The sequence below is a fragment of the Arthrobacter crystallopoietes BAB-32 genome (assembly GCF_000328305.2).
GTDB classification, from domain to species: domain Bacteria; phylum Actinomycetota; class Actinomycetes; order Actinomycetales; family Micrococcaceae; genus Crystallibacter; species Crystallibacter crystallopoietes_A.
This window is the reverse complement of record NZ_ANPE02000142.1, coordinates 1-8,493: the sequence shown is the minus strand read 5'-3', so window position 1 is coordinate 8,493 and position 8,493 is coordinate 1. Positions and strand designations below refer to the sequence as shown.

9 protein-coding genes, 5 tRNA genes and 1 pseudogene are annotated in these 8,493 nt (G+C 64.7%); 13 read left to right on the top strand and 2 right to left on the bottom strand.

Annotation, left to right across the window (positions count from 1 at the left end; all coding sequences use genetic code 11):
* The 7 genes from D477_RS11730 (at position 1) to D477_RS11700 (ending at position 1,276) form a co-directional block, all read left to right on the top strand.
* Positions 1-72 (top strand) — tRNA-Gly (locus D477_RS11730).
* Between the two features lie 54 nt (positions 73-126).
* Positions 127-197 (top strand) — tRNA-Cys (locus tag D477_RS11725).
* A 38-nt stretch (positions 198-235) separates the two neighbouring features.
* Positions 236-307: transfer RNA gene (locus D477_RS11720), tRNA-Val, on the top strand.
* Between the two features lie 34 nt (positions 308-341).
* Positions 342-418 (top strand) — tRNA-Gly (locus D477_RS11715).
* A gap of 45 nt (positions 419-463) precedes the next feature.
* Positions 464-538 (top strand) — tRNA-Val (locus D477_RS11710).
* A gap of 131 nt (positions 539-669) precedes the next feature.
* Positions 670-894: a mycothiol transferase gene (locus D477_RS11705; protein WP_005269364.1), complete on the top strand. Its 225-nt coding sequence runs from the start codon at positions 670-672 to the stop codon at positions 892-894.
* Between the two features lie 136 nt (positions 895-1,030).
* Positions 1,031-1,276: an antitoxin gene (locus D477_RS11700; protein WP_005269362.1), complete on the top strand. Its 246-nt coding sequence runs from the start codon at positions 1,031-1,033 to the stop codon at positions 1,274-1,276.
* 69 nt (positions 1,277-1,345) lie between these two features.
* Here the strand turns inward: D477_RS11700 and zapE are convergent, their stop codons facing one another.
* Complete coding sequence (zapE, locus tag D477_RS11695) at positions 1,346-2,383, bottom strand: cell division protein ZapE (RefSeq protein ID WP_005269360.1); 1,038 nt, start codon at positions 2,381-2,383, stop codon at positions 1,346-1,348.
* A 183-nt stretch (positions 2,384-2,566) separates the two neighbouring features.
* Between zapE and D477_RS11690 the strand changes: the two are divergent.
* The 3 genes and pseudogenes from D477_RS11690 (at position 2,567) to ybaK (ending at position 4,452) form a co-directional block, all read left to right on the top strand.
* Positions 2,567-3,471 (top strand): annotated as a pseudogene (locus D477_RS11690) (sulfurtransferase).
* 21 nt (positions 3,472-3,492) lie between these two features.
* The gene (locus tag D477_RS11685; protein ID WP_005269358.1) at positions 3,493-3,942 is read left to right on the top strand and encodes a SufE family protein; all 450 of its coding nucleotides are present in this window, start codon (positions 3,493-3,495) and stop codon (positions 3,940-3,942) included.
* An 18-nt stretch (positions 3,943-3,960) separates the two neighbouring features.
* On the top strand, positions 3,961-4,452 hold the full coding sequence (ybaK, locus tag D477_RS11680) for a Cys-tRNA(Pro) deacylase (RefSeq protein WP_005269357.1): 492 nt from the start codon (positions 3,961-3,963) through the stop codon (positions 4,450-4,452).
* Positions 4,453-4,458: 6 nt separating this feature from the next.
* Here the strand turns inward: ybaK and D477_RS11675 are convergent, their stop codons facing one another.
* The gene (locus D477_RS11675; RefSeq protein ID WP_005269355.1) at positions 4,459-5,757 is read right to left on the bottom strand and encodes an alpha/beta hydrolase family protein; all 1,299 of its coding nucleotides are present in this window, start codon (positions 5,755-5,757) and stop codon (positions 4,459-4,461) included.
* A gap of 129 nt (positions 5,758-5,886) precedes the next feature.
* On the opposite strand from D477_RS11675, the gene D477_RS11670 reads away from it, so the two are divergent.
* The 3 genes from D477_RS11670 (at position 5,887) to D477_RS11660 (ending at position 8,403) form a co-directional block, all read left to right on the top strand.
* Positions 5,887-6,375 carry a hypothetical protein gene (locus D477_RS11670; protein WP_005269354.1) on the top strand — a complete coding sequence of 163 codons (489 nt, stop codon included), beginning with the start codon at positions 5,887-5,889 and terminating at the stop codon, positions 6,373-6,375.
* A gap of 13 nt (positions 6,376-6,388) precedes the next feature.
* Entirely contained in the window at positions 6,389-6,829 is a 441-nt protein-coding gene (gene msrB / locus D477_RS11665) for a peptide-methionine (R)-S-oxide reductase MsrB (protein ID WP_005269353.1), read from the top strand.
* Positions 6,830-7,023: 194 nt separating this feature from the next.
* The gene (locus D477_RS11660) at positions 7,024-8,403 is read left to right on the top strand and encodes a DUF6421 family protein (protein ID WP_005269352.1); all 1,380 of its coding nucleotides are present in this window, start codon (positions 7,024-7,026) and stop codon (positions 8,401-8,403) included.
* Positions 8,404-8,493: the final 90 nt, after the last annotated feature.

Genomic DNA, 8,493 nt, shown 5'->3' with positions numbered 1-8,493 from the left:
GGACGTAGCTCAGCTGGCTAGAGCACCACCTTGCCAAGGTGGATGTCGCGGGTTCGAATCCCGTCGTCCGCTCGCAAGTCACTGTATGTGCCAGCCCGGCTGGCCGGCCCTGGATCTGCAGGCCACGGTGGGGTGGCCGAGAGGCGAGGCAGCGGCCTGCAAAGCCGTATACGCGGGTTCGAATCCCGTCCCCACCTCGTTAGCAGGTGCCATGCACTTGCAGCAAAACCCTTACGGGCGATTGGCGCAGCGGTAGCGCGCTTCCCTGACACGGAAGAGGTCACTGGTTCGATCCCAGTATCGCCCACGGATGGAGTCCGCACTACGCGGATCCTCTCCACGCGGACGTAGCTCAGCTGGCTAGAGCACCACCTTGCCAAGGTGGATGTCGCGGGTTCGAATCCCGTCGTCCGCTCCAATCCCAACACTGGGCAGGCTAATGTGCCTGGTGCTGGCGGATCCAGGGCGATTGGCGCAGCGGTAGCGCGCTTCCCTGACACGGAAGAGGTCACTGGTTCGATCCCAGTATCGCCCACCATCATCAACGGCCCCTTCGGGGGCCGTTGCTCATTTAACCTCCCCTGGAAGCGGAAACTCCCTGATCTCAATCAGCTACGCTCCTCCCCTGGACCTGCGAATCTGGAGCAGCGGAAGGAATGACCGGGAGGAATGACGAGCGGCAATGCTGCACCGCAGGACCACGAACTGGACACCTTGCTCGCCTTCCTGGCCCAGCAGCGCTACGTTCTCCGGCTAACGGCATATGGCCTCACGGAGGAACAAGTGCGCCTGTCCCCCACAGCGAGCACGTTATGCATCGGTGGCCTGATCAAACACATACCGCCCACCGCACCGGGGCGACGTGCCGTAACCTCGGCGTCGAAGCTTCCGTAGTGATGCCGCCTGATCCTTGGTTTCCTGGATGATCCCGTGGGCCCCGCTTGAAGGCCGGCGTTGACGAGCAGGACGTCACGCCTAGTATGGGATCGAACGGGAACGAGCAGGTTCCCGCGGGAGAAAGGAGGTGCCTGTGTCTATATTTGACGAGCTCAAGGGCAAGGCCGGAGGGCTAAAGGACAAGGCGGCTGAACTGGTTGGCAACAACGCCGACAGTATCAAGGGCGGCATCGGCAAAGTCGGTGACTTCATCGACAACAAGACCGGAGGCAAGTACTCCGGCCAGGTCGATGGGCTCCAAGCCAAGGCCTCCGAACTCATCGACAAGGCACCGAGGAACAACCCTGGACCCACCGATGGGAACAACCCGACGGCCTGATCAGGTCCAAGAGCACGGCAAAGAGGGCGCCGGTCCAGCCGCGAGGCAGAGCCGGCGCCTTTGCCGCGTCTAGGACGGTTCGCCTGATTGGCCTTCGCGTGCCAGTGCTGTCAGGCGGGAAACAGCCCGGTAATACTTCTTCATATAGCCACCGGCCATCATTTCGGGCGTGAAGAGTTCATCGAAGGGTGCCCCGCTGGCGAGGATGGGCACATCCTTGTCATAGAGCCGGTCAGCCAGCACAACGAACCGCAGGGCTACCGACTGCTCGGTGATAGTCGCCACGTTGTGCCAGGCTACGGCGTCGATCCCGGCGATGAACTGGCGGTAACGGCTTGGGTGGACACCCTCCAGATGGCTGACCAAGGCAGTGAACTCATCGGCGGCGACAACCTGGCCCTTGAAGTCGCTGTAGACACGGCGCTTCAGTTCCTGGTCCGACAGCGGTGCGGGAGCAGCGGGAAGCCCCCGGTGCCGGTAATCCTCGCCGTCGACGCGGATCACGTCGAATTGGTCGGCCAGGACCTGGATTTCACGTTGGAAGTCGACGGCAGCAAAGCGGCCCTCTCCAAGCGCCCCGGGCAGCGTGTTCGACGTCGCAGCCAGCTTGACGCCGGCGTCGGCGAGCTCGCGCATCAGCCGGGACATCAGGACGGTATCGCCCGGGTCATCGAGCTCGAATTCGTCAATGCAGACGAGCTTGTACGTACTGAGCGCCTCGACCGTCTTGCGGAACGAGAGCGCGCCGACGAGGTTGGTGTACTCAACAAACGTTCCGAAAGCCTTTGGGCCCTCCACAGCGTGCCACAAGGAAGCCAGCAAGTGGGTCTTGCCAACCCCGAAGCCACCGTCGAGGTAGATGCCGGCACGGCTGCGGTTTTTCTTGGCACCGAACAGGCGCTTCAAGCCGCTGGGGCCCCGGTCGTCCACTGAGGCGGCGAAGTCCTGCAGCGCCTTGACCGCTGCGGCCTGCGACGGCTGGGCAGGGTCGGGCCGGTAGCTGCTGAAGGACACCTCGCCAAAGCGCGGCGACGGATGGAACCCCTTCAGGAGTTCGTCCACTGATACTTTCGGAGTCCGGCGAGTAAGCTGTTCGATCTGCGGCACGTAAGCGGCCCAAAGCCTTCCTGGATTCTGGACGGCGGTGATTTGCCGCCAGAAAAACGATACGCCACCTAACCTGTCTTGGCGGATTCAGCGTGTCCCCGAAAGAAGCGGCGGAAGCTTTTGTCCCCGGCTGTGGATAGGCTAGCTGGGAATCCACACCACCCAACAACGGGAAGGACAGCTGTGACAGTTGCCACCGAACAGAACGAGAAGTTTGCCGCGTATGCCCATCCGGAGCGGCTCGTGTCCACCGAATGGCTGGCTGCCAACCTTGGCAGCGAGTCCCTCGTCGTCGTTGAGTCGGACGAAGACATCCTGCTCTATGACACTGGGCACATCCCCGGTGCGGTCAAGATCGACTGGCACACCGACCTCAATGACCCGGTCGCCCGGGATTACGTGGACGGCCAAGGCTTCGCCGACCTGATGCGCGCCAAGGGCATTTCGCGCGACACCACCGTCGTCATCTACGGGGACAAGAGCAACTGGTGGGCTGCCTATGCGTTGTGGGTGTTCACGCTGTTTGGCCATGAGGACGTGCGACTGCTCGACGGCGGCAGGGACAAATGGATTGCCGAAGGCCGCGAGCTCACCACCGACGTTCCGCAGCCGGCTGCCACGGACTACCCCGTGATCGAGCGCAACGACGCTCCCATCCGCGCCTACCTCACCGACGTCCTAAACCATTTCGGCAAGCCGCTGATCGACGTCCGGTCGCCCGAGGAATACTCCGGGGCGCGCACCACCATGCCGGCGTACCCGGAGGAAGGAACCCTCCGCGGCGGGCACATTCCCAGCGCCGCTTCCGTCCCGTGGGGCAGGGCTGCGGCCGAGGACGGCACGTTCAGGACCCGCGAGGAGCTGGAGGCCATCTATAAGGCGAGGCCAGCCTGAGCGACGGTGATGAAGTGGTGGCCTACTGCCGAATCGGCGAGCGGTCGAGCCACACCTGGTTCGTGCTCAAGTACTTGCTGGGTTTCGAGAACGTGCGCAACTATGACGGCTCCTGGACCGAGTGGGGCAATGCCGTACGGGTCCCGATCGTCAAGGGTTCGGAACCGGGTGGGGCTCCGGCTCCGCGCCGTTGAACCGGCGTAGAATTAACGATTGTGACTGAACAACGAATCCCGGCCCAGCTGGCGGAAATCATCGACGACTTCCAGGCCATGGAAGAGCCAGAACGCCTGCAGTTGTTGCTCGAATTCTCGCGGTCCCTGCCGGACTTGCCGGAGCACCTTGCCGGGCAACCCGAGCTGCTCGAACAGGTCGTGGAGTGCCAGTCGCCGTTGTTCTTGGCCTTGGAGCTCGGAGAGGCTCCGGGGCAGCCGGTGGAGATCTTCTTCTCGGCTCCCCCGGAGGCCCCGACCACCCGTGGCTTTGCCGGCGTCCTGCACGAGGGACTCAACGGGCTGCCGGCGGATGACATCCTGGCAGTGCCGGACGATGTACCGGACCAGCTGGGATTGACCCGCGCGATTACGCCGCTGCGCATGCGCGGTATGACCGCGATGCTGGCGCGGATCAAGCGGCAGATCAACGATGCGCGGGCCGCGGCCTAGCCGTCCGCAGCGCGCCTGATGGCCAAGCGCGCTGCGTCCTCCGGCACACCGGCCACTGTGCTGCTGGACAGGGTCGGAGTTCCCTACACCCTGCACAGCTTCGAGCATGATCCGGGAGTGGCCAGCTACGGACTGGAAGCGGCGGAGCGGCTCGGTTTCTCCTCTGCCAGGGTATTCAAGACCCTGATGGTTTCAGCCGGTCCGCTCCTTGCCGCGGTCATTATCCCGGTAGCCACGACCTTGGACCTGAAGGCGTGCGGTGCTGCGCTCGGCGTGAAAAGGGCTTCCATGGCCGACCCGGTCCTCGCGCAGCGGCGGACCGGATACGTGCTCGGGGGAATTTCGCCGCTCGGACAGCGGCAGGCCAGCCCGACCACCATCGACCGCAGTGCCCTGGCCTTCCCCTCGATCGTGGTCTCCGCTGGCCGAAGAGGACTGGAGATCGAGTTGGCGCCGCAGGACCTGGTCCGCCTGGCGGATGCAGGCGTCGCCGATGTGGCAAGCGGCTGAGCCCTGCTATCCCCTGGGATCCGCCCTGTGCGGGACGCCTGCTTCCTTGGCGTAACCGGTCAATGCCGGACCTAGCACGCCGAGCAGCCACTCCTGGACGGTCGATTCCCAGCGCTCCGGATCCACGTTCCACTCCTTGGTGTGCCCGGCGCCGCTGAACCGCTCGAAGGTCACGAGCCGGGGGTTCTGCTCCGCCAGCTCGGCGGATGGCCCATACGGAACAAAATCGTCATTCTCGTTGTGCAGGATCAGCGTGGGTACGCTGAGCTGGTCAGCCCTCGCGACCCAGTTCATCTTGCGCAGATCCAACGGCGACGCAAGACCCGTCAGGAGCCGCCCCGCCCGATTGGAAATCAGCCATTGGGTAAAGCGGCCGATGGCAGCGGGAATGCGGTTGAGCCGCGCCTGGTAGGCCAGCACGTCGATCCAGTTAATGACCGGCGCGTCCAGGACCAGTGCCCGGATCCGGTTGCGGTGGATGGACTGGTCCGCTGCCTGCAGGCTGATCGCGCCACCCATCGACCAGCCGAAAAGCACGACGTTGTGCGCTCCATGCTCCAGGGCGTAGCTGATCGCAGCCTCCACGTCGAGCCACTCGGTCAAGCCCAGGCCGTACCGGCCGTCCGGCGCAGCCGGCGCTTCGCCGTCGTTCCGGTAGGAGATGAGCAGCGATGTCATGCCCAACTGTCTGACCGTCGGCACCGCACGGATGCCTTCCTGCCGGGTGGCCCCTCGGCCGTGCACCATGATCGCCCAGGTGCGGCAGGCGGCGTCGCCCCGGACCAGCCAAGCGGGTGCCGGACCGCCCTCGACGTTGATCTTCACTTCCTCGTTCGCCAGCCCCGCTGCCGCAGGATCCGGGTAGACCGCGCCGCCCCACCAGCCTCGGCGGGCGGTAGCCAGGTCGCCGCTGTAGACCTTTTCAACCCGGCGCTGCACCGTACGGTCCTGCGGCGAGTAGGACGTGATGGCACCGATCCTCGCCTGGCCGGCTCCGCCGTCGAAATAGACGCTGTAAACGCCGGGGGCCGTCGTCTCCACGGTGGCGGGCAGGATGATCTCCGGATGTTCTTCGCTGCCGACCACCGCCAGGATTTCGAGGTTCTGAACGTGCTCGCGGACCGGCGTGAGCAACTGCCGCGCGAAGTAGGAGGCGATGCCCGAGGACGCAGCCGCCAGCACGGATCCCGTACCGGCGCCGACCATGGCTCCCAAGGTGATCCAGCGCATCCACGGGAGCGCGGCGTCCGCAGCTTCTTCCGCGGCGATGGCCTCGGGGGACTTCCGGGGGACGAACAGAACCATGCCTCCATTCTGACCCAACCGCCTTGTCCCGGGATGACCACGCGCCGGTCTTCGCGTCCGAGGAACAGTCTGGGCACGGAATGCAGTCCCGTATTGTTGACTGTCCCCGATGCTGGCTACGCTGGGCGCATGACCGAAACCATCGTGGTGCTCACCGAGGAACCCCTCAATGGAGCCGATCTGCGGAACCTCCAATTGCTGGCCTCCGAGGGCACCACGTTCAGCGTGCTGATTCCGGAGGATACGAAACGCAACCTCCTCCTCGACTTCCTGGACAATCTCAGCCTGCTTGATGTGGCAACCGCCTTCCGCGAACTGCTGCACGGCCAGCCCTCGGCGGACGAGGCCAAGCTGGAAGCCGAGGAAGCCAAACGGCTTTCCGTTGAGGCGCTGGCCGGGAGCAACCTCGCCGGCACTGTCGAGATTGTCGGGGACGACGCCGTATCCGCCCTGGTCGAGCACGTCCGCGAGCATCCGGTGGACCGGGCGGTTGTCATCACCACCCCGCATGCCGTGGAGGACACCTTCCACACCGACTGGGCGAACCGGGCGCAGGACAAGTTGGGCATCCCGGTGCTGCACCTCTACTCAGGTTCGGGATACATCGGCGATTCGTAGGCGTTGAAAGGATATGACCAACGTGGAGAACACTTCCGGGACTTTTCCGGTCACCAAGACCGAGGACGAATGGCGGCGTGAACTGACGCCCGAGGAGTACCATGTGCTCCGCCAGGCGGGTACCGAACGGCCTTATACCGGCGAATTTTGGGACACGCACACTACAGGTGTCTACCGGTGCCGCGCCTGCGGCATGGAACTCTTCACCAGCAAGGAGAAGTTCGATTCGCACTGCGGCTGGCCCTCCTTCTGGGCGCCGCTGGCCGAGGGCAAGGTCCGTTACCTGCGCGACTCGACCCTCGGGATGGAGCGGGTCGAGGTCCGCTGCGCCAACTGCGATTCGCACCTGGGCCATGTCTTCGAGGGCGAGGGGTACAACACGCCCACGGACCAGCGCTACTGCATCAACTCGATCTCGCTGACCCTCGAAGAGGACGCCGCTGCGAAGGACTAAGAAGCCCTTCCGGCGCCGCTGGGACCAGGATGAGCGGTGCTGGTCCTGTTCCCTGCGCGGCTTGGTACGAGCACGAGAGTCTCTAATCAGTGGCCCTTCTTGCTGATTAGCTTTACTGTCGAATTGCTACGCTCGGTGCAACAGTGCAAACGCGGTGCGGCATATCCAGCGCGCCGTTGACGAGGGGGTTCGACATGACTCTGGCCACCACGCCGTCCGGCGCCTGGCAGCGCAGCAATTCCAATCTGGCCGAGCATCCTGCCTGGCTCCGGCTCAAGGCAGCCGCCGCCGCCCTGCGTCTGCTGCAGGCGCACGACGGCTCCGTCCAAGAGCAGGACCGGCATGCAGAAGCGAGGGCATGCGTTGAGACCATCATGGCCGCCATCACGGACCTGGCGCCGTCCCTTGAGTACGACGGCGAGTACCTCCGCCTGCTGCAGCAGGACTTCCGGCGGTGGGCAGCCACCGGCTTCGGCGTCCCGGATTTCCTCGACTCGCTGATGGCCTTCCAGCCCCAGCAGCAGCGCGCCAACGGGCTCGTCCATCTGGTGGTCTTCCCGATGTACACACAGAACGGCAGCCAGGACCGTCTGGTTGAGGCGGTCCTGCTGGAGGTCATCTGGCCGGACTTCATCGCCGAGCTCGAAGCGGGAGACTATTCGAACAAGCTCTTCGTCCCGATCCGGTTCCTCGACTTCACCGCCGGTTACGACACCAACTCGGCCGTGCTCTTCCCGGAAACCGTGGCCGTCCGGGAAACCCCCAGGTTCACGTGGGGTGCGATCTTCGCCGACCGGGAAGCCGCGCGTTTCCGCAAGGTGGTCGCTGCGGCAGCGGACATCACTTCGCTCGAACTGCCCGAGGAAGCGGCGGAGCTGCTGCAGGACCAGCGGCTGGCCGAGGAAACCTTCGTCATGTGGGACCTGATCCACGACCGCACCCATATGCGCGGGGACCTGCCCTTCGACCCGTTCATGATCAAGCAGCGCATGCCCTACTTCCTGTACTCGCTGGAAGAACTGCGCTGCGATCTGACCGCTTTCCGGGAAGCGGTGCGGCTGCAGCACGATGCCACCGCGGACGACGAGATCCGTACGCACGCCCGCCTGGTGCAGTACGCCGTGATCTTCGACCGGATCTTCCGCTTCGCCATCACCGGAAACCGGGTCCGCAACTATGACGGCTTGGGCGGCCAGCTCCTGTTCGCCTGGCTGCACCAGCACCATGTGCTGCACTGGACCGATTCGAAGCTCAGCATCGACTGGGACCATGTCGCGGATGCGGTCGTCGCCCTCGGCCAGCAGATCGACGATCTCTACTGGCACTCCATCGACCGGCCGAAGCTCTCGCACTGGCTGGCGGCTTACCAGCTGCTGACCAGCACGCTCACGCCCCACCCGGCCTCCGTCTGGGCCAAGGGGCCGGATGCGCTCCCGCTCACGGCCCCGCTGCGTGAAATTACGGACCAGGTACTGGAGGATGAGTTTCCGTTGTCCATGTTCTACGAGGCGCTGGGCAGGAAGATGAAAGCCGTGATCGAATCGACCGCCGGCATCACCGGAGCTGCGGCATGAGCGATGCATTTGCGCCGGGCCCGACCGCTGGCCTGGAGGCCGGCGGCGCGGAGGCCGTTTTCCCCGCCGGCCTGCGGGTGCTCGTCGCCG

Excerpts from the sequence above, each read along its gene's own strand:
- msrB (WP_005269353.1), top strand. The coding sequence starts at position 6,389 with ATGACCAACGTGGAGAACACTTCCGGGACTTTTCCGGTCACCAAGACC.
- D477_RS11705 (WP_005269364.1), top strand. The coding sequence starts at position 670 with ATGACGAGCGGCAATGCTGCACCGCAGGACCACGAACTGGACACCTTG.
- D477_RS11670 (WP_005269354.1), top strand. The coding sequence starts at position 5,887 with ATGACCGAAACCATCGTGGTGCTCACCGAGGAACCCCTCAATGGAGCC.
- D477_RS11660 (WP_005269352.1), top strand. The coding sequence starts at position 7,024 with ATGACTCTGGCCACCACGCCGTCCGGCGCCTGGCAGCGCAGCAATTCC.
- D477_RS11675 (WP_005269355.1), bottom strand. The coding sequence starts at position 5,757 with ATGGTTCTGTTCGTCCCCCGGAAGTCCCCCGAGGCCATCGCCGCGGAA.
- ybaK (WP_005269357.1), top strand. The coding sequence starts at position 3,961 with ATGGCCAAGCGCGCTGCGTCCTCCGGCACACCGGCCACTGTGCTGCTG.